15 protein-coding genes are annotated in these 18859 nt (G+C 67.5%); 6 read left to right on the top strand and 9 right to left on the bottom strand.

The genetic code is table 11. The features are described from left to right. Positions 1–64: 64 nt before the first annotated feature. Both SOM39_RS15965 and SOM39_RS15960 read left to right on the top strand, forming a co-directional pair. On the top strand, positions 65–1024 hold the full coding sequence (locus SOM39_RS15965) for a LysR substrate-binding domain-containing protein (protein WP_320458888.1): 960 nt from the start codon (positions 65–67) through the stop codon (positions 1022–1024). A gap of 101 nt (positions 1025–1125) precedes the next feature. Then, positions 1126–1419, top strand: coding sequence for a hypothetical protein (locus SOM39_RS15960; protein WP_093533157.1), 294 nt, complete (start codon positions 1126–1128; stop codon positions 1417–1419). A 43-nt stretch (positions 1420–1462) separates the two neighbouring features. On the opposite strand, the gene SOM39_RS15955 is transcribed toward SOM39_RS15960, so the two are convergent. Beyond that, positions 1463–2227: a DUF4349 domain-containing protein gene (locus SOM39_RS15955; protein ID WP_414715887.1), complete on the bottom strand. Its 765-nt coding sequence runs from the start codon at positions 2225–2227 to the stop codon at positions 1463–1465. 38 nt (positions 2228–2265) lie between these two features. After that, positions 2266–2622, bottom strand: coding sequence for a GFA family protein (locus SOM39_RS15950; RefSeq protein ID WP_320458886.1), 357 nt, complete (start codon positions 2620–2622; stop codon positions 2266–2268). A 103-nt stretch (positions 2623–2725) separates the two neighbouring features. Between SOM39_RS15950 and SOM39_RS15945 the strand changes: the two genes are divergently transcribed. Further along, positions 2726–4534, top strand: a complete 1809-nt coding sequence (locus tag SOM39_RS15945) for a DUF885 domain-containing protein (protein ID WP_095363345.1) — start codon at positions 2726–2728, stop codon at positions 4532–4534. Positions 4535–4982: 448 nt separating this feature from the next. Here the strand turns inward: SOM39_RS15945 and smrA are convergent, their stop codons facing one another. Together smrA and SOM39_RS15935 are read right to left on the bottom strand one after the other, a co-directional pair. Continuing rightward, entirely contained in the window at positions 4983–6818 is a 1836-nt protein-coding gene (gene smrA / locus SOM39_RS15940; protein ID WP_093533155.1) for a multidrug efflux ABC transporter SmrA, read from the bottom strand. Between the two features lie 58 nt (positions 6819–6876). Next, positions 6877–8433: a serine hydrolase gene (locus SOM39_RS15935; protein WP_320458885.1), complete on the bottom strand. Its 1557-nt coding sequence runs from the start codon at positions 8431–8433 to the stop codon at positions 6877–6879. A gap of 132 nt (positions 8434–8565) precedes the next feature. On the opposite strand from SOM39_RS15935, the gene SOM39_RS15930 reads away from it, so the two are divergent. From SOM39_RS15930 to SOM39_RS15920, 3 genes are read left to right on the top strand one after another with little or no spacing between them, the layout of a single operon-like run. Next, complete coding sequence (locus SOM39_RS15930) at positions 8566–9006, top strand: VOC family protein (protein WP_249833988.1); 441 nt, start codon at positions 8566–8568, stop codon at positions 9004–9006. After that, complete coding sequence (locus SOM39_RS15925) at positions 9003–9821, top strand: DUF72 domain-containing protein (RefSeq protein WP_320458884.1); 819 nt, start codon at positions 9003–9005, stop codon at positions 9819–9821. The genes SOM39_RS15930 and SOM39_RS15925 overlap by 4 nt, the downstream gene beginning before the upstream one ends. A gap of 55 nt (positions 9822–9876) precedes the next feature. Beyond that, entirely contained in the window at positions 9877–10824 is a 948-nt protein-coding gene (locus SOM39_RS15920; RefSeq protein ID WP_320458883.1) for a DMT family transporter, read from the top strand. A gap of 385 nt (positions 10825–11209) precedes the next feature. Here SOM39_RS15920 and SOM39_RS15915 read toward each other — a convergent pair whose 3' ends face one another. From SOM39_RS15915 to SOM39_RS15895, 5 genes are all read right to left on the bottom strand, one after another. Beyond that, entirely contained in the window at positions 11210–12373 is a 1164-nt protein-coding gene (locus tag SOM39_RS15915) for an AAA family ATPase (protein WP_320458882.1), read from the bottom strand. A 376-nt stretch (positions 12374–12749) separates the two neighbouring features. Beyond that, positions 12750–13820: a sensor domain-containing diguanylate cyclase gene (locus tag SOM39_RS15910; RefSeq protein WP_217538749.1), complete on the bottom strand. Its 1071-nt coding sequence runs from the start codon at positions 13818–13820 to the stop codon at positions 12750–12752. A gap of 76 nt (positions 13821–13896) precedes the next feature. Beyond that, positions 13897–14619 (bottom strand): pseudouridine synthase, encoded by a 723-nt coding sequence (locus SOM39_RS15905; RefSeq protein WP_093533149.1) that lies wholly within the window; start codon positions 14617–14619, stop codon positions 13897–13899. Positions 14620–14656: 37 nt separating this feature from the next. Next, entirely contained in the window at positions 14657–16309 is a 1653-nt protein-coding gene (locus tag SOM39_RS15900; RefSeq protein WP_320458881.1) for a diguanylate cyclase, read from the bottom strand. A 121-nt stretch (positions 16310–16430) separates the two neighbouring features. Continuing rightward, positions 16431–18848, bottom strand: a complete 2418-nt coding sequence (locus tag SOM39_RS15895; protein WP_320458880.1) for a putative bifunctional diguanylate cyclase/phosphodiesterase — start codon at positions 18846–18848, stop codon at positions 16431–16433. Positions 18849–18859 lie beyond the last annotated feature (11 nt).

Genomic DNA, 18859 nt, shown 5'->3' with positions numbered 1-18859 from the left:
TGCCGCGCGGCCCCGACAAGCGCGTAGTATCCCTGCAAGCCACAAATATGATTTGGGTCTCGCCATGATCCTGCGCCCTGCCCTGCTGCCCGCGCTGGGGGTGTTCGCGGTCGCCGCGCGCCACCAGAATTTCGCCCATGCCGCCGAGGAACTGCACCTCACCGCCAGCGCGGTCAGCCACCACGTGCGGCGGCTGGAAGCGCTGCTGGGCACGGTGCTGTTCCAGCGCCATGCCCGTGGCGTGCGCCTGACCGCCGAGGGCCGCCAGTTGGCCGACGCCGCCGCCGCCGCCCTGAGCGACATCAACGCCGTGGCCGGCAACCTGCACCCGCAGGCCGATGTGGTGCCGCTGCGGATCACCACCCTGCGCTCGCTGTCGTACTGCTGGCTGGTGCCGCGCCTGCCGCGTTTCAGCCGCCTGCATCCGCGCATGCGCATCGAGCTGCAGACCAGCAGCGAACTGGTCCGCTTCGACGAGAACGGTCCGGAACTGGGCATCCGTTACGGACTGGGCCAGTGGCCCGGCCTGGCCGCCCACCACCTGATGGACGACGAGCTGTGCCCGGTGGCGTCACCGGCCCTGCCGGGGGTGTCGGCGCTGCGTGAGCCCGCGCAGATCGCCACGCTGCCGCTGGTCAGCGACATGTCACCGCAGGGCTGGCGCGACTGGTTCCGGGCCGCCGGCGTGCGTGGCCTGGACCTGACCGCGCAGCACATCTTCAGCGACAGCACCGATGCGATGCGCGCGGCGGTGTATGGCATCGGCGCGGTGCTGGCGCGCAAGCATATCGCCCAGCCGTACCTGCAGCGCTATGAACTGGTGCGCCTGCCCGGGCCGGCGCTGAAGGCGCGCTATGCCTATTACATAGTGCACGCCGAGCACCGGCCGCTCAGCCCGACGGCGGTGGCGTTCATGGACTGGCTCAAGCGCGAAGCCCTGGATGAACGCACGCCGGTGCCGGCGTTGCCGGATGAATTGTTGAACCGCCCTCACGACCAAACGCCTCACGACCAACGGTCGTGAGCTACCGGCGGGTGAATGTCGCCCGACCGCCGGCCGGGCATTCACCCGCTTTTGCCCGGCGCATCGCTACGGTGGAATCCCCACTCCCACGAGACCTTCCCATGGCCATGCTGCGACTCAGGATCACCGGTACCGAAGACGATGCGCGCGCCATCAGCGACCTGCTCCAGAGCATCGAGGGCATCGAGCACGTCGAGGAAACCGACGACCTGATGCCGCACATGGACGATGACGATTCCAGCTCGGCCGGCCTGTCCGATGACATCGGGCCCGGCACGCATGAGCTGGAGGTCGAGGTTGGCAATGAAAGCACCGCGCAGAAGGTGCGCGATGCCGTGCAGGAGCTGGCGCTGGAACTGGACGTGTTCGTCGAGTACGAAACCGACGAGGGCTGACGTGGCAACCCACCGGTAGGTATGCACCGTTGGTGCATACGCGTCACGGCATGGACGAAGCCCGACGGCGCCGACGCCACAGTTTCAGCCCAACCCAGCCCAGCAGCCACAGCACCAGCGTCACCGGCAGCAGCGCCGCCACCGCGCGGATCACGAAGGCCACGCTGCTGGTGACGGTCGCGCCGAAGTCGCCCAGCGCCTCGCCGATCTCGCTGCGGCTGCGCTGGCCAGCAGGCGTCTGGAAGCGCAGCGTGAGCAGTTGGGTGTCGATCCGCCGCCGCTGGTTGGCGGCGTCCTTGTTGGCCTGCTCCAGCCCTGCCTCGATTTCGGACAGGCGCTGGGTGATGACCAGCAGGTCGGCGACCTTGATCCCCTTGTCGTCCTGGTAGGCGAGCAGGCGTTCGTGTTCCTTCTGCAGGCGGGCCTTGGTCAGCGCGGTGTCCGCGACCTGCTGGGCGAGGTCTTCGGCCTGGGTGTTGCGCGAGGCGACGTCGCCGCCCTGCCCGGCCAGCCCGATCAACGGCTCCACGCCCTTGGGCGCGATCCGTACCCGGATCGAGCCGGACGGATACTCGCCGCCCTGCTGGCCGACCTGCAGCACGGCGCAATCGCCGAACCTGCTGGACTGGCAGGCCTCGCTGATCTGCTTCACCCGCGGCCCGATCTGCGCGGCATCGAGCTGGATGTCCACCTCGTGCTCATACGCCAGGGCCGCACCTTCCGGCGAGGCCACCGCACCGGCCGCACCGGCATTGGCCATTTCCGCGTGCTGCTTTCCACTGCACCCGGCAAGCGCCACCAGCAGCATCCCTGCCATGGCGCCGCCGCGCCACATCGTCCCTGTCGTCACACGCTGGCTCCATCGTAGAAATTGATCTTCAGCCCACCCAGTTCCAGCCCGGGCAGGCAGCGCACGTTCACCGCCACCATCGCCTGGCCGCTGCGCGGGTCCACGCCCTCGCTGAACGGGGCAATGCCGCACTCACGGCAGTAATGATGCTGCAGGTGGTGCTTGTGGAACTGGTAGGTGGCCAGCTGCGAAGGGTCCGTGTTCAGGGTCAGCGCCGCGCGCGGGCCGAACCACAGCAGACCACCGCGCCGCCGGCACAGCGAGCAGTTGCAGTCCACCACGTCGGTGATGGGGGCCTCGGCCTGGACCACGAACGCGATCTGCCCGCAATGGCAGCTTCCCTCGTACTGCATGGCACACCTCCCGGCGGGAAAGGCCCATGGTAATCCAATGGCACGGGCGGTCGCCCGCCAGCAGCGCCTATGCTGGGCGATTGTCCACAGCACAGGATCGCCGATGCGCCAGCATCTTCTTGCCCTTGCCCTGATCGCCGCCCTGGGTGGCTGCCAGCAGGCCGACGCCCCCACCGCCCCGGCCGGTACCGCGGCCACCGCCCCCGCCGCCGATGCGGCCGTGGATGCCGCCTTCGCCGACCTGTCCAAGCGTGCCCTGGACACCTGGATGCAGCTGTCGCCGATCAGCGCCACCCAGATCGGCGATCACCGTTACGACAGCGAGATCGACGATCTGAGCGCGGCCGGCCAGCAGAAGATGCTGACCGCCTACAAAGGCCTGCTCGGCGAACTGGACAAGGTCGAGGTGGGCAAGCTCTCGCGCGAAAACCAGGTGGATGCGGCCATCCTGCGCAACCAGCTGCAGTCCGAAATCTGGAACGCCGAAGTGCTGCAGGCGTCCAAGTGGGATCCGCAGATCTACAACGGCACCGCCGGCAGCGCGCTGTACGGCCTGATGGCGCGTGAGTTCGCGCCGCTGCCCGACCGCCTGAAGTCGGCCACCGCACGGATGGAAAAGCTGCCGCAGATCTTCGCCCAGGCCCGCGAGAATCTGGACCCGGCCCGCGTGCCGAAGATCCATGCCGAAACGGTGTCCAAGCAGAACAAGGGCATCCTGAGCATCGTCGATACCTTCATCACGCCCCACATCGGTGAACTGCCGGCCGAAGATGGCAAGCGCCTGCAGGCCGCCATCGACGGCCTGAAGAAGGCGGTGGACGAACAGCAGACGTGGCTGGACAAGACGCTGGTGCCGAACGCCAAGGGCGATTTCCGCATTGGTGCCGAGCTGTACGACCAGAAGCTGAAGTTCGCGCTGAACTCGTCGCTGTCGCGCGCCGAGATCGGCGAACGCGCGCGCGCCGAACTCAAGCGCGTACGCCAGGACATGTACGGCATCGCGCAGACGGTGCTGAACGGCAAGCCGGGCGCCCCGGCGCTGCCGGCCAATCCGAGCGACGAACAGCAGCAGGCGGCGATCGAAGCGGCGCTGGAGCTGGCCTACGCCGACAAGCCGGCGCGCGACAAAGTGGTCGACGATGCCAAGGCAGCGCTGGCACAGTCCACCGAGTTCGTGCGCAAGCATGACCTGATGACCCTGCCCGACGCGCCGGTGGACATCATTTTGATGCCCGAATTCCAGCGCGGCGTGGCCGTGGCCTACTGCGATTCGCCGGGTCCGCTGGACAAGAACCTGAAGACCTTCTACGCGGTGTCGCCGATTCCGGACGACTGGACCGACAAGCAGGTTGATTCATTCCTGCGCGAATACAACAGCCGCATGATTCACCTGCTGAGCATCCACGAAGGCACGCCGGGCCACTACCTGGAAGGCTGGCATTCGGGCAAGTTCCCGTCGACGCTGCGTGCGGTGCTGCGCTCGGGCCTGTTCGCCGAAGGCTGGGCGGTGTACACCGAGCGGATGATGCAGGAGCAGGGTTACCTGGACAACGATCCGCTGTTCCACCTGGTGCAGCTGAAGTTCTACCTGCGCACGATCTCCAACGCGATCCTGGACCAGGGCGTGCACGTGGACAACTGGACGCGCGAGCAGGCGATGCAGCTGATGACCCACGATGCGTTCCAGCAGGAAAGCGAGGCATCGGGCAAGTGGGTGCGCGCGCAGCTGACCTCGGCGCAGCTGCCGACCTACTTCGTCGGCGCGCAGGAGCACTTCGACACGCGCAAGGCGATGCAGGAAAAGCAGGGCGACAAGTTCAACCTGAAGGCCTACCACGACCAGATGCTGTCCTACGGCGCCCCGCCGGTGCGCTTCGCACGCCAGCTCATGCTGGACCAGCCGATCGAGTGATGGTGGTTGCCGGCCACGGTTCGGCACGTGATATGGAAACGGCCCGGTGATTACCGGGCCGTTTTTGTTTCGCGCGTAGAGCAGCGTTTCAGGTGCTACGAGCTGGAAAGCCGGCGGGGAACGGAGAGCAGCGACGCGTGGCGTCGCTCTACGGGTTTCGATCATTTTCATGCGTCATCGGATGTTGCGTTCGTCCCGGCAGTCGTTTGGGAACCGACCCTACATCGCGAACGCGTAGAGCGACGCCATGCGTCGCTGCTCTCCGTTCCGCCGACCGCGATGTTTGAAGGGAAGGACGGCGGGCAGCCCTCGTAGGGACTGTCAAAAACATGGATGTTTTTGCCAAGCCCCCATGGATGGGTTCACGGCGTGTCCCGTAGATGGCTGCCCGCCGGCCTTCCCTGCACGTAACAACAAAAACGCCGCAGTTGGTGCTGTTGCTGTTGCTCTAACCAGCGTCCGCCGCGACGAACCCACCGGTCTGCCGCGCCCACAGGCGGGCATACAGACCACCCGCGGCGACCAGTTCGGCGTGCGTGCCGGTTTCCACGATACGGCCCTGGTCCATCACCACCAGCCGGTCCATGCGTGCGATGGTGGACAGGCGGTGCGCGATGGCGATGACCGTCTTGCCCGCCATCAGCTCGTCCAGGTTGTCCTGGATCGCCGCTTCCACTTCCGAATCCAGCGCCGAGGTGGCCTCGTCCAGCACCAGGATCGGCGCGTCCTTGAGCAGCACCCGCGCGATCGCGATGCGCTGCCGCTGGCCGCCGGACAGCTTCACCCCGCGCTCGCCCACGTGCGCGTCATACCCCTGCCGCCCTTCGGCATCACGCAGCGTGTCGATGAAGGCGGCAGCGCGCGCCTTGCCCACCGCCGCACGCAGTTGTTCCTCGGTGGCGTCAGGCCGTCCGTACAGCAGGTTGTCGCGGATCGAGCGGTGCAGCAACGATGTGTCCTGGGTGACCACGCCGATCTGCCGGCGCAGGCTTTCCTGGGTGACCGCCGCGATGTCCTGGCCGTCGATGCGGATGTGCCCGCTTTCCAGGTCGTACAGGCGCAGCAGCACGTTCACCAGCGTCGACTTGCCCGCGCCCGACGGGCCGACCAGGCCGATCTTCTCGCCGGGCTTCACGCTCAGGTCCAGCCCGGCGATCACCCCGCCCTGCTTGCCGTAGTGGAAGTGGATGTCATCGAACTGCACCCCGCCTTCGTGCACCACCAGCGGCACCGCATCGGCGCGGTCCTGCACGCTCAGTGGCTGCGAAATGGTGGTGATGCCGTCCTGCACCGTGCCGATGTCCTCGAAGATGCCGTTGATCGTCCACATGATCCAGCCGGACATGTTGTGGATGCGGATCACCAGGCCCGTGGCCAGCGTGATCGCGCCCACCGTGATGTTGCCGTGGCTCCACAGCCACAGCGCCAGCCCGCAGGTACCGGCGATCAGGAAGCCGTTGACGATCGCGATGGTCAGGTCCATGCCGGTGGTGATCCGGGTCTGGCGGCGGTGCTTGACCGCCAGCTCCTCGATCGCCTCGGCCACATAGGCCTGCTCGCGCCCGCCGTGGGCGAACAGCTTCAGCGTGGGAATGTTGGTGTAGCCATCGACGATCCGGCCCATCGCCTTGGAGCGCGCCTCGGACGCGATCCAGGCACGCTCCTTCGCGCGCGGCACGAAGTACACCATGATCACCACGTAGGCTGCCAACCACAGTACCAGCGGGATCATCAGCCGCCAGTCCGCCTGCGCGAACAGGTACAGCGCCGTGCCCGTGTACACCACGATGTACCACAGCGAATCCACCATCTGCACCGCCGACTCGCGCAGCGACGTACCGGTCTGCATGACCCGGTTGGCCATGCTGCCGGCAAAATCATTCTGGAAGAACGACAGGCTCTGTCGAACCACGTAGTTGTGCATCAGCCAGCGCGACCGGTTGCTCAACCCCGGCACGATGGCCTGGTTGACCAGCAGGTTGTGCAGGCCCACCAGCACCGGCCGCGCCACCAGCGTGATCGCCGCCATCCACAGCAGCGTGTCGGCGTGCCGGGCGAAGAAGCCCGCATCCGGCTGCTCGCTGACCATGTCGACGATGCGGCCGAGGAAATCGAACATGGCCACTTCCACCAGCGCCAGCAGCAGCCCGGCGATCAACGTGGCCAGCAGCACCGGCCAGACCGGGCGCAGGTAGTGGAGGTAGAACGGCAGCACCCGGCGCGGCGGCATGCGCGCGTCGATCGGCGGAAATACGGGAATCAGCGACTCGAACCAGCGGAACATTCCATTTCCTGGAAAACAGGCAGGCCGCGATTATCCCACCGCAGCCTGCCGTTTGTTTTCACGGGGTCAACACCAGGTCCTGGAAATCGAAACTGAAGTCGGTCAGCGACGATACCGCCTGCATGCGCACCTCGCGCACCTTGCCGTCCGGATCCAGGCTGAAGTTCACGAACGCATCGGCGTTGAGCGAGCGGTCGTCCCAGCGCACGATGAACGTATCGTGCTGCCAGTGCTCCATCGTGCCCACCAGCTGCGCCGTCCTGCCGAAACGCAGGCGCAGCTTGCCGGCGCGCTGCTCGACGAACACCTCGCCATACCACGGGTCGCGGTAGGTGCCGGCGTAGCGTGCCAGCGGCAGCGACGGCGTGGATTTCGGATCGCGTGCCGCCTGGTGCGCCGCCCAGCCCTCGTCGGCCTTGTCCTGCGCCTTGGCCACCGCCGCGGCATACGCCGCCACCCAGTCGGTGGCCGGCGCCTTGAGATAGGCGTCCAGCACGTCCATGGTGATCGCGTTGAAGGCCGCGCCCACTTCCTGGTTGGTCAGCACCACGATGCCCAGCTTCTGCTCCGGCACCAACGTCACCCGCGACACCATGCCCGGCCAACCGCCGGTGTGCCACACCAGCTTCTGCCCCCGGTAGTCGCTCAGGCTCCAGCCCTCGCCGTAGCCGGCGAAGTTCGGGCGCGCGGCAGCCAGGGCCGGCACGCTCGGTTCGGGCACCACCTGCGGGGTGATCATCTGCCACATCGCCTGCTGGCTCTTCGGGCTGAACAGCGCGGTGCCGTTTTCCAGCTTGCCCTGCGCCAGCTGCACGTTCATCCAGCGCGCCATGTCGTGCACGCTGGAATACACCCCGCCCGCGCCGGCGTTGTTGGACCAGGTCAGCGGCGCCACCGTGCGCAGGTCGGTGAAGTCGAACTTGGCATGCCCGGTCGCGGCCTTGTCGCCCGGCTTCAGGTTATCGGCATTGAAGCGGGTGCCGGCCATGCCCACCGGGGTGAAGATGTGCTGCTGCAGGAAGTCCGCATACGACTGCCCGGAAACCTGTTCGATCACCTGCTGCGCCACCGCATACAGGATGTTGTCGTAGGCGTAGCGGTCGCGGAAGCCGGCTTTCAGCGGCACCTTGCCCAGCCGCTGCACCACCTCGGCGTTGCTGTAGGTGGTGGTCGGCCAGAACAGCAGGTCGCCCGCGCCCAGGCTGAGCCCGCTGCGGTGCGAAAGCAGGTCGCGGATGCGCATTTCGCCGGTCACGTACGGATCGGACATGCGGAACGACGGCAGGTGGTCGATCACCCGGTCGTCCATCTTCAGCTTGCCCTGCTCGGCCAGCAGGTTCAGCGAGGTGGCCGTGAACGCCTTGGTGTTGGAGGCGATGGCGAACAGGGTGTCGGCCTCGACCGGTGCCGGCTTGCCCAGCTCGCGCACGCCATAGCCGCGCTCGAAGACGACCTTGCCGTCCTTGACCACCGCCACCGCGATGCCGGGAATGTCGAACTGGCTGCGCACGCGTTCCACCGTGGCATCCAGCCGCTGCAGTTCGGCCGGCACGGCTGCCGACGCCAGGGGTGCGCACGCCAGCAGCACAAGGCCTCCGATCCAGGATGTGTTCAATCAGTGTCTCCGGTTGCATGTTGCAGGGGCGTCGAGGCCACCGACGGGCCGGTTACGCCAGGTTTCGCGCGATGGTAACGCGGCCGGCCGCAGGCTCGCCTGTGCCAGAAGCCGCCCACCCCGGAGTACCCCATGACCCTCCCCACCGACACCGACACCGGCTCCACCATCATTCCCTGCCTGCGTTACCGCGACGCGCGTGCGGCCATCGCCTGGCTGGAGCGTGCGTTCGGGTTCACCGCGCAGGCCGTGTACGCCGAAGGCGACATCGTGTACCACGCCCAACTGGTCTACGGCCGCGGCATGATCATGCTCGGCTCGGTCGACAACGGCGGCGACTGGGGCAAGCTCATCGTGCAACCCGATGAAGTCGAGGGCCGCGAAACCCAGAGTGCCTGCGTCATCGTGACCGACCCCGATGCCCACTACGAGCGTGCGGTCGCCGCCGGGGCCGAGCTGGCGATCGATATCGCCGACCAGGACTACGGCGGCCGCGGCTATGCCTGCCGCGACCTCGAGGGCCACCTGTGGTGGTTCGGCAGCTACGACCCCTGGAAGGAGAGCGACGCTTGAAGCACGCTGTTCCCGGACCGATTCATACCGGCATCGGCGGTTGGGTGTTCCCGGCCTGGCGCGGTGGCACGTTCTACCCCGCCGGCCTGCCGCAGCGCGAGGAGCTGGCGCATGCCAGCCGCCAGCTCGGCTGCATCGAAATCAACAGCACCTTCTACCGCGCGCAGAAGCCGGCGGTGTACGCGCAGTGGCGCGAGCAGACCCCGCCCGGCTTCAAATTCTCCGCCAAGGCGCCACGCACGATCACCCAGACCCACGACCTGGCGGCGGCCGGCGCACGCGCCGACAACTTCATCAACGGCATCACCGCGCTGGAGGATCGCCTGGGCCCGCTGGTGTGGCAGTTTGGCGATACCCATCCGGCGGGTGCACAGGAGTTCGATCGGTTCCTCGATGCCCTCCCCGGCAAGGCCAATGCACAGGTGCTCCGGCACGCACTGGAAGTGCGCAATCCGGTGGCTTGGACGCCGGAGCTGGTGGCCGTGGCGCGCGCGCACGGCGCGGCCCTGGTGTTCAGCGGCTCGGCCGATTACCCCAGCTTTGCCGACCCCACCGCGGATTTCATCTACGCCAGGCTGATGCAGTCGCGCGCCAACCTGCGTGCCGGCTACCCCGAGCGCACGCTGGAACAGTGGTGCCTGCGCGCGATGCGCTGGGCGCGTGGCGACGACAACCCCGACCTGCCGCACATCGCGGCCGACGCCCCCGCCAGTGGGCCGCGCGAGGTGTACATGCTGTTCATCGGCGCCGCCAAGCACCGCAACCCGGGCGCCGCGGTGGCGCTGCGGAAACAACTGCAGCAGGTCGGCGCGTAGGGCCGGGCAAGGCCCCGCGCTATCGGGGCCTTGCCGATTGACGCACAATACGCGGATGCCGATGACCGACACCCGCAAAGCGCTGCTGCAAATCCACTTCTGCGTGCTGCTGTGGGGCATCACCGCCATCCTCGGCAAGCTCATCAGCCTGCCCGCGTTGCCGCTGGTGTGGTGGCGCATGCTGCTGGTGGTGGCCATGCTGGCCCTGCTGCCACGCGTCTGGCGCGGGTTGCGCCAGCTCTCCCCCGCCCTGTTCGCCGGGTACTGCGGCGTGGGCGCGCTGGTCGCCCTGCACTGGCTCACCTTCTATGGCGCGGTGAAGCTGGCCAATGCCTCGGTGGCGGCCACCTGCATCGCGCTGGCCCCGGTGTTCACCGCCGTCATTGAACCGTGGGTGGCCAAGCGCCCCTTCCAGCTGCGCGAGCTGGCCTTCGGCATCGCCGTGCTGCCCGGCGTCGGCCTGGTGGTCGGCGGGGTGCCTGATGGCATGCGCCTGGGCGTGCTGGTCGGCGCCATGTCCGCATTGCTGGTCGCCATCTTCGGCTCGCTCAACAAGCGGCTGGTCAGCCACGCCGACCCACTCACCGTCACTGCGGTGGAACTGGGCGCCGGCACCGTCACCCTGACCCTGCTCGCCCCGCTGCTGCCGTTCCTGCTGCCCGCGCTGGCCAGCCCGCTGTGGGTGATACCCGACCTGCGCGACGGGATGCTGCTGCTGGCCCTGGCCGGCGTGTGCACCCTGCTGCCGTTCGCCCTGGCGCTGGTTGCGCTGCGCCACCTCAGCGCCTACACCGTGCAGCTGGTCACCAACCTCGAACCGGTCTACGCGATCCTGCTGGCCATGGTCCTGCTGAGCGAACAGCGTGAACTCACCCCGCTGTTCTATGCCGGCGTGGCGATCATCGTCGGCGCGGTCTTCCTGCACCCGCTGTTGAACCGGCGCAAGAAAGTGCAGCATCCCGAGATCCTGGGCACCGCCGAAGCGCGCAACATCGCCGAGTGACGAACCGGAACCCGCGCGGCGGGTGGAGCCGGCGGGTGGAGCCGGCGGGTAGAGCCGACTGTTAGTCGGCTGCCTTTCGCGCGAAAAGCAGCAGACTAACAGTCCGCTCTACCGATCCGTTTTCCGGTCCGTTTTCCCGATCCGTTTTCCGATCCGTTTTCCGATCCGTTTTCCCGATCCGTTTTCCGATCCGTTTTCCCGATCCGTTTCCCGATCCGTTTTCCCGATCCGTTTTCCCGATCCGTTTTCCGATCCGTTTTCCGATCCGTTTTCCCGATCCGTTTTCCCGATCCGTTTCACCGATCCGTTTCACCAATCCGTTTCACCGATCCATTTCACCGATCCATTTCACCAATCCTTTTTTTACGGGCCAACGCTTCCGGCATCAGCGTTCGGGCCAGTACCATGCCGGCGCGTCCAGCACGCCCTGGCCCACCAGCGTCGTACGGCTCATCTGCTTTTCCAGCGCGATCGACGTGCACGGCTCTGCCTCGCGCAGCGCCGCGATCAACCGGCTCGCATGCGACACCACCCACACCTGGCTGCGCGCCGCCGCCCCGATGATCAACCGCCCCAGTGCCAGCAGCAGGTCCGGATGCAGGCTGGTTTCCGGCTCGTTGAGCACCATCAACGGCGGCGGGCGCGGCGTATGCAGCGCCGCGATCAGCAACAGATAGCGCAAGGTCCCGTCGGACAGCTCCGCCGCGCCCAGCGGCCGCAGCAGACCGGGCTGGTGGAACTTCAGGCTCAGGTGATCCTCACTCGGCTCGATGTAGACCCGCGCCCCGGGGAACGCATCGTCCAGCGCTGCCGCCAGCGCATCGGAATCGCCGATTTCCACGATCGTCCGCCACGCCGCCGCCAGGTCATGCCCATCGTGGCTCAGCACCGGCGTACGCGTGGCCAGGCTCGCTTGCCGCGCCGGCGCATCCCGGTCACTGCGGAAATGATCATAGAAGCGCCAGCTGCGCAGCGTCTCGCGCAGCCGCAGCACCTCCGGCATCCGCTGCGGATCGGCCACCTGCGTAAACAAGCTTTCGTGCACCGACAGGTTCGATTCCAGCACCTCCCAGCTGCGCCCACTGCGCCGCCGCACCATCGCCCCGCGCCGCTCCACCAGCACGTTGCTGCTGCGCAGGAACGGCCCGGCCCAGATGCTCTCGCACTTGATCTGCGGGTCCAGGTTGAACATCGAATGCGAATCGGCCACTGGGTAGCCCAGATCGATCGCATACCCGAAATCATCCGCCGCAAAACCCAGCCGCAGCGCGACCGATGCCTGCCGCGGTCCGCCCTGCACCGGCACCTCGCCCGACAGCATCCGCCGGTCCAACCGCTCCGGACCGGCCCACAGCGCCGACTGGAACCCGCCCTCCCGCGCCAGCGACGGCGTCACTCCTCCCCGCGCCGTATCGGCCAGCAGCCGCAGCGCGCGGTACAGGCTGGACTTGCCACTGCCGTTGTCACCGGTGACCAGGTTCAATGCCCCCATCGGCACGACAAGATCGTGCAGGGAACGGTAGTTGGAAATGGCGAGGGTCTGCAGCACGGAAGGACTCCGCAGGGATACAGGCGTGCAGGATGACAGCGATAGGTCGCAGGTATTGCGATTGATGGCGCAATTGACCCCGTCAATCGTCACGCCAAAGCCGCCGGGCACGGCCCGGCTCTACGGCTTTTCAGCGAATCACCGGCACACTGTCAAAGGCTGGCGGTGGTGGGTTTGCGGGACCGTAGAGCGCCATGGATGGCGCGAACGAGCTTACATGGGTGAAGGCGCACTGCTTGCGAGGCACTGCCTCGCGTGCGACTGAACGCAAAGCCGCTGGCGGCTGGGCCGGGCCGCGGAGCGGGACTTGCAGCGTGTCCCGCAAACCCACCCCCGCCAGCCAAACCAGGGAGTCCAGCAGCCCAGGCTTTAGATCTCAGGGAGCAAGCTCAACCCGATTCCGCCCATTACCCTTCGCCCGGTACAAGGCCGCATCCGCCCGCTCCAGCGTCTGCTCCACGGTGTCACCTGAACGATGCGCCGCGACCCCGATACTGACTGTCACCGGGAACCCCAGCGGCAGGTCGGAAACCGCCATCCGCAGGAAATCGCACTGCAACTCCGCCGTGCGCAGGTCCGTATCCGGCATCAGCACCACGAACTCCTCCCCGCCATAGCGCGCCGCCAGCCCGCGGCCCGAGAACTGCGCCCGGAGCAGCACCCCCAACTCCGCCAGCACCCGGTCGCCGGTCGCGTGCCCGTTGAAATCGTTGATCTGCTTGAAATGATCGATATCCACCAGGGCCACCGCCGTCTGCCGTGGCTGCCCGTCCGCATCCAATACCGACGCATCCAGTGCCACCGCCATCGCGCGCCGGTTCGGCAGCCCCGTCAGCACATCCGTCCGGCTCTGCTCGGCCAGATCCGCGTTCTGCGCCAGCAGCACGTCGTGGTACTCGCCCAGCAACCGCTCGTAATCGTCGCGCTCCACCATGTGGGTCTGGATGTCCAGCGCAAACCGGCGCAGCTCCATCACCAGCATCACCTGCCGCGACAGCGCCGCCAGCGCCTCGGTCTGCTGCGCATCCAACCGCTGCGGTTGCGGATCGAACACGCACAACGTGCCCAGCGGCAACCCCTCCGTACTCACCAGCGGCGCCCCCGCGTAGAAGCGCACCTTCGGGTCACCGGTCACGATGGGATTGTCATGGAAGCGGACATCGCGTTGCGCATCCTCGACCACCATCACCTGTTCCGGCTGCAGGATCGCATGGCCACACATCGACTCCGAGCGTGGCAGCTCCTGCGCCTCCGTTCCCTGGATGGATTTGAACCATTGGCGTTCGGCGTCGATCAGCGTGACCGCCGCCATGGAGGCGCCACACACCGCCTTGGCGATGGTCACCAGATCCTCGAAGGACTTTTCCTTCTCCGAATCCAGGATGCGGTAGCGATACAGTGCCGCCAGGCGAACCGCCTCGTTGACGGGCTTCTCGGGCTTGATCATGCAGCGGGTCGAATCCGGGAGCTGGCCACAGTCTAGCCCGATCACCCGAGGCAAAGGTTACCCGCCGGTGCAGGACCTACCAGTCCTGCTGCTGCGGCAGCAGCCCCTTCAATTCCGCATCGGTCAGGTTGCGCCACTGGCCCGGCTTGAGCGCCCCGATCTTGACGTTGTCGATGCGCACCCGGCGCAGCTGGGTCACCCGGTAATCGAACGCCGCCGCCATCAACCGGATCTGCCGGTTCAGGCCCTGCTGCAGCACGATCCGGAAGCCGAACTTGGCGATGCGCGAGGCCCGGCACGGCAGCGTCGTTTCATTATGGATGCGCACCCCGCGCGCCATGCCGCGCAGGAACTCGTCGGTCACCGGCTTGTTCACCGCCACCAGGTATTCCTTCTGGTGGTTGTTCTCCGCGCGCAGGATCTGGTTGACGATGTTGCCGTTGCTGGTCATCAGGATCAGGCCTTCCGAATCCTTGTCCAGCCGGCCGACCGGGAAGATGCGCTGCTCATGGCCGACGAAATCGACGATGTTGCCCTTCACCGCACTTTCGGTGGTGCAGGTGATGCCCACCGGCTTGTTCAGCGCGATGTACACATGACGGCGGCCACCGGCCTTTTTTGCCTCGCGCGCGCGCAGCGGCTGGCCGTCGACCAGCACCACGTCGCCCTCGCCCACCACCGCACCGGTACCGGCCGGGTGGCCGTTCACGGTGACGCGGCGCTCGCCGATGATGCGGTCGGCTTCACGCCGGGAACAGAAGCCGGTTTCGGCAATGAACTTGTTGAGTCGGGTTGTCATCGCGCCATTATCCGGCAAAACCCCGTCCGGCGCGGCATCAGGCGACCAGCGGATCATCCGCCGGCAGCGCCTGTTCACCGTCGCAGACCTGGTTGCGCCCCGCACGCTTGGCCCGGTACATCGCATGGTCGGCGCGCCGCAGCAGCCCCGCCAGGTCATCACGGCCCGGGCGCAGCACCGCCAGCCCGATGCTGACCGTCACCGCCAGCCCGGAAATGCCCAGCGGCGCGGTCACCGCCGGAATCTGCCGGCGCACGCTTTCCAGCCGTGCCAGTGCCGCGCCGTGGCTGGCGCCCGGCAACAGCACCAGGAATTCCTCGCCGCCCATGCGGATCACGTCGTCCTGCACCCGCACCGCGCCGCGCAGGCCACGCGCCACTGCCACCAGCACCTGGTCGCCGACCTCGTGGCCGAAGCGGTCGTTGATGTCCTTGAACAGATCGATGTCCAGGAAGCCGATCGCCAGCGGCAGCTGCTCCGCGCCCGCCCGTTCCAGATGACGGGCCAGCAGGTGCAGCCCGTGGCGGCGGTTGGGCAGGCCGGTCAACGCATCGGTATCGGCCAGCTGGCGCATCTCGTCGCGCTGCTGGCGCAGCCGGCCCAGGCGCAGGTTGAGCGCATAGGCGGCCATCATCAGGAACCAGGTCGCCGACAGCTGCAGCGCCTCGATCCGGTACGCGGTCAGCCAGTGTGCGTGCAGCGCGTCGGCGATGATCAGGATCCACCACGGTGCCAGCGCGAACAGCCCCGCCGCCGCATAGCCATCGCGCTGCACCACCGCCCACAGACCCACCCCGAGGCAGACCACGCAGCCCAGCACGAACACTGCTTCCAGCGCAGCCGCCATCCAGGCCAGCCCGGCCGTGCCCATCCATGGCACGCACAACCCGGCCAGCACCAGTCCCCACAGCACAGCGCGCTGGCCGGTGCCTGAGCCCGGCCACAACCGGGCGCCGCCGTTGAGCCGCCACAGGATCGGCAGCAACAGCGCCAGCGCGAAGGTGCTCAGCGCCACCAGCCACCACGACGCGCGGTCGTGCACCGGCAACCACGGCTCGGGGTACCCGCTGAGGCCACCCAGCACCGCCTGCCACAGCACGAACACCGCGCAGATCGCCACGTAATAAAGGAAGGTGCGGTCGCGGGCGGTCACGAACCCCATCAGCGCCGACAGCGCCAGTGCGATTGCCACCGCGATGCAGGCCGCGCGCACCAGCAGGCGGGCGGTATCGTTCTGCTGCACCGGGCTGGGCGCGCCCAGCCGGACGGTCGGAATCCAGCGCGGCTTCAGCGGGGCGGCCCATGACACGATGATCGGCTCGCGCTCGCCGGCCTTGGGCACCACCACCATGCCGACCCCGGCGCGGAAGCGCGAATCCCGGGTGCGCGCGTCGTGCATGCTGCCGCAGATCTGGCGGTCGCCGTGACTGATCCGTACCTCTCCGGTCAGCACCCCGAATACATCCACCGCCTGTGGCGCACCGGACCAGCCGCCTGCAGGCGCCGGAATCGAAAGGATGTCCTGGTGATGGGCCAGCACCTCCGGTGAGCAGGGGCGCTGCGGGGCCTGCTGGTCGGTGGCGGCGCCCAGCAGCAGCACATCACGGCCGACCTGCGCCGTGCCGGCCAACGCCGTGGCCGACAGCAGCAGCCATACCAGGCCGGTCAGCCACCTGATGGCCCCGCTCATCCCCTGCATCCCGCCGTCGCTGCGCCTCACACCATCACCCTGTCGCCCTGCACCGCCATGCACACCGCATGGCGTCCCCGTGGCGATTATCGCAAGAAGACGCGCCGGTGCACGTCACAGTTCAGGAAAGGCGGCTGGACGGCACCGGGGTTTCCCGCCACAGCGAGGGCTGGGTGAGCTTTTCCAGCGGCATCGGCCGTTCGATGGCATACCCCTGCAGCCCTTCCACCCCGAGCGCCCGCAGCTGCGCGGCGATCTCTTCGGACTCCACCCACTCGGCGGTCACGCTCATGTGCAGCTCGCGGCCGATTTCGGTGATGGCGCGCACCGTGGCACGGCTGACCGGATCGATATCCATGTCGCGCACGAACACCCCATCGATCTTGAGCATGTCCGCCGGCAGCTGGCGCAGGTAGCCGAACGAGGACAGCCCGGCACCGAAGTCGTCCAGTGCCACCCGGCAGCCCCGCGCCTTGACCCCTTCGACGAAGCTGCGCGCCTGGTCCAGGTTGCTGATCGCCGCAGTCTCGGTGATCTCGAAACACAGCTTGCGCGCCAGCCCGCGGTTGCGCTCGAGCAGGTCGCAGACGAAGGCCAGGAACGTCGGCTCGGCGATCGACTGCGCCGATACGTTCACGTTGCACAGGCCCAGCCGCTGCACATGCGCCGGGCACAGCTGCAGGTGGCGGAACAGCAGCCCCAGCACGTGCCGGTCCAGCGCCATGCCCATGCCATAGCGCTCCACGGCCGGCATGAAATCGCCCGGGCCCTGCAGCTGGCCGTCGGTACCGCGCATGCGCACCAGCACTTCGTAATGCAGGAAGCCCGGGTCGCCCACCTGCTCGATGCGCTGGGCGTACAGCAGCATGCGGTTTTCGGCGATCGCGCTGGACACATGCGCCAGCCGGTCTGCTTCCAGCAGCCGCTCTTCCAGCGCCATCCGGTTCTCGTTGAAACAATGCACGCGGTTGCGCCCGGCCTGCTTGGCCGCATAGCAGGCGCTGTCGGCCGCGCTCATCAGCCAGTTCACGTCCGCCACCTCTGCGGTGATTTCGACCACCCCGATGCTGCAGCTGACCCGCGGCAGCCCGTCGTCGCGCTGGAATCCGGCCTGGCCCAGGTTGCGTGCGATCCGCTGCAACACCTGCTTGGCTTCTTCCTGGCGGGCGTCGGCCAGGAACATCGCGAACTCGTCACCGCCCATGCGGCCCACCCAGTCCCCTTCGCGCACCGCACCTTCCAGATAATCGGCAAAGCCGCGCAGCAACTGGTCACCGGCCGCGTGGCCAAGGCCATCGTTGACCAGCTTGAAATAATCCAGGTCCAGGTAGCACAGGCTGTGGGTCCCACCATCGCTGCGCACATCCAGCAGCGCCAGTTCCAGCAGGCGTTCGATCTCGCGGCGGTTGACCAGCCCGGTCAGCGGATCGTGGCTGGCGTGGTGCTCGACCTCGCGGGCCAGCGCGTGGTTCTGCGAGACGTCTTCAATGATCGCGAACACCGAGACCTCACGGCCGGGGCTGCGCACCAGGGTGCCGCTCCAACGCCCCCATAGCAGGCCGCCGTCGGCATGCCGGAAGCGCAGTTCGCCCGGGCGCAGCTGGCGCGGCCAGTCGATGTCGCCGGCCTCGTCGAGCACCAGCTCGCCATCCACCAGCAGTTCCGGCAGCTCCATCCCCAGCAGCGCGTCGCGGCGATAGCCGAGGATATCGGCCATGGCCTGGTTGGCTTCGACTATGCCCCCGGCGTGGTCCAGCTTGAGCATGCCCACCGTGGCCTGGTAGAACGCGGCACGGAAGCGGCTTTCGGTGTCGATCAGGTCATGGCGCACGCGTCGTGACAGCAGTACGGCAACCAGGGTGATCAGCAGGACTGACAGGCCACCGACAGCCAGCGTGACCATGCGCACGATGGAAGCCGTATTGAGCAGCGCCAGCGAGAAGGCGCGGGCCTGCGCCTGCAGGCTGCGGTCCAGCGCCTGCAGCTGGACCAGCAATGCTTCGCGCATGGCAGGCTCTACGCGGCCGTCTGCGTGCATCGCTTCGGCGCTGTCCATCATTGCCTGCAGCTGCGCCAGGCCATGGTCGGTCTGCTGCCACAGGTGCACCGCATCACGGAAGTAACCGAGATGCCCCAGGTAGCGGAACGACAGGATCAGCCGGTTGATGTCGCCCGGCTGGTTGCCGCCCTGCAGGAAGCCGCGCCGCGCCCGCGCGATATCCACGTCGTCCTGTTCCAGCGCGCGGCGTGCGTCCAGGTCACCCAGCGGCACCTGCAGCGCCGCGCGCGCTTCGGCCAGTGCGGCCGGGTTGCCCGAGGTGAGGTATCGCTCCAGCGCGAAGGAGGCATGCTGCTGGCTGCGCGACCAATGGCTCTGCCCCACGATCCAGGCGGTGGAGGCGCCCTGCAGTTCCTGGATCAGCGCCGACAACCCCACCAGCCCGACCGCCATGCCGGTGAGCAGCACGAACCGCAGGGTCAAGCCCCGCGTTACATGCGGCACGGCGGTACTGCCTACATCCCTGCTGCCTCCCAGCATCGCAGATCCCT

This window comes from Stenotrophomonas sp. CFBP8994, from assembly GCF_034044835.1.
Classification (GTDB): domain Bacteria; phylum Pseudomonadota; class Gammaproteobacteria; order Xanthomonadales; family Xanthomonadaceae; genus Stenotrophomonas; species Stenotrophomonas rhizophila_A.
Note: the sequence above shows the minus strand (reverse complement) of the source record. Positions and strands in the feature narration are given on the sequence as shown.

Coding starts and splice junctions, on each gene's coding strand:
- SOM39_RS15950 (WP_320458886.1), bottom strand. CDS start 2,622: ATGCAGTACGAGGGAAGCTGCCATTGCGGGCAGATCGCGTTCGTGGTC.
- SOM39_RS15905 (WP_093533149.1), bottom strand. CDS start 14,619: ATGACAACCCGACTCAACAAGTTCATTGCCGAAACCGGCTTCTGTTCC.
- SOM39_RS15965 (WP_320458888.1), top strand. CDS start 65: ATGATCCTGCGCCCTGCCCTGCTGCCCGCGCTGGGGGTGTTCGCGGTC.
- SOM39_RS15895 (WP_320458880.1), bottom strand. CDS start 18,848: ATGCTGGGAGGCAGCAGGGATGTAGGCAGTACCGCCGTGCCGCATGTA.
- smrA (WP_093533155.1), bottom strand. CDS start 6,818: ATGTTCCGCTGGTTCGAGTCGCTGATTCCCGTATTTCCGCCGATCGAC.
- SOM39_RS15955 (WP_414715887.1), bottom strand. CDS start 2,227: ATGCTGCTGGTGGCGCTTGCCGGGTGCAGTGGAAAGCAGCACGCGGAA.
- SOM39_RS15920 (WP_320458883.1), top strand. CDS start 9,877: ATGCCGATGACCGACACCCGCAAAGCGCTGCTGCAAATCCACTTCTGC.
- SOM39_RS15930 (WP_249833988.1), top strand. CDS start 8,566: ATGACCCTCCCCACCGACACCGACACCGGCTCCACCATCATTCCCTGC.
- SOM39_RS15910 (WP_217538749.1), bottom strand. CDS start 13,820: ATGATCAAGCCCGAGAAGCCCGTCAACGAGGCGGTTCGCCTGGCGGCA.
- SOM39_RS15960 (WP_093533157.1), top strand. CDS start 1,126: ATGGCCATGCTGCGACTCAGGATCACCGGTACCGAAGACGATGCGCGC.
- SOM39_RS15900 (WP_320458881.1), bottom strand. CDS start 16,309: ATGAGCGGGGCCATCAGGTGGCTGACCGGCCTGGTATGGCTGCTGCTG.
- SOM39_RS15945 (WP_095363345.1), top strand. CDS start 2,726: ATGCGCCAGCATCTTCTTGCCCTTGCCCTGATCGCCGCCCTGGGTGGC.